The organism is Pseudomonas sp. TWP3-2 (assembly GCF_049897765.1).
GTDB lineage: Bacteria > Pseudomonadota > Gammaproteobacteria > Pseudomonadales > Pseudomonadaceae > Aquipseudomonas.
Genome location: NZ_JAFCWW010000047.1, coordinates 1 through 882, shown reverse-complemented (window position 1 = coordinate 882; position 882 = coordinate 1). Strand labels below are relative to the sequence as shown.

1 pseudogene is annotated in these 882 nt (G+C 56.2%); it reads right to left on the bottom strand.

Annotated features, from left to right (window positions below):
• Window positions 1–848: pseudogene (locus ACP7EE_RS27590) on the bottom strand (hypothetical protein); the annotation flags it as partial.
• Window positions 849–882: the final 34 nt, after the last annotated feature.

Below are 882 nucleotides of genomic sequence, written 5' to 3'. Positions count from 1 at the left end.
ATTCGGCTAATGATCAGCCGTGCCGGCAAGGGCTCTCCAGCCTTGTGCAGTGTCTTGCGCTCGGCTCTGTCTTTGAGAAACGGCTGCGCTTTACGGGTGAGTACGACTGACGCTTCCCCAACCCATTGAGTCGCCGGTTTCCCCTTGTATTGGACCTTGCGAGTTTCTGTGTAAACAAGCCCGCTACCAATCTTGCTCAACGGCTGGGATTGGCCCTCATAAGTGGCGGTGGAGCCTGCTTTTACGCGTAACAGCCAGTTCCAGCCCTCGGCCTGCCACCGCCTCATATGCGCTACTGAGTCGGCTTCTCGATCCACGATATGGACAAGTGGCTTGGCAAACTCTTGCTGCTCAAGCCAATCAATACGCTCTGTCAGTTCATCCAGGTGCTTTTCAGAAGCCAGCATTTGCTCGGCGCGGGTACTGAGCACGCCGTCCTTGGTTGCCAGGTTCTGCGCGGGGGTGCAGATCGGTGCACCGTCACGATCCGTCACAAGCAGGCTGCTTTGCAGCTCGTAACCGATGTCGCCCCGGTGGGTCATTTGCAAGCGGTCAGCTTTGCTGTGGTGGTGCATGTAATTGAGTCGTGACCAGTCATGCATGACCAGCGCGTAATCATCGCAACCCTCGCGGCAGCCCTCGTGCGCCAAGGCTAGCAGCGGTTTGACCAGATCAACAGGCTTGATCCGGTCATTACTCAGAAACCTCCAAAGCGCCTGTGTCTGTGCAAATGCCTTGTCCGTTCGGGGCAGGGCTTTCATCCCTGCCGCCAAAGCCGGTAGTCCATTACTGTGTCCCATGACTAACTCGTCGTATCGTTTTATCAGGCGGGCATCTAGCCCAGTCATTTGATATCCATGCCGTCCCTTTATAGACCAGGAT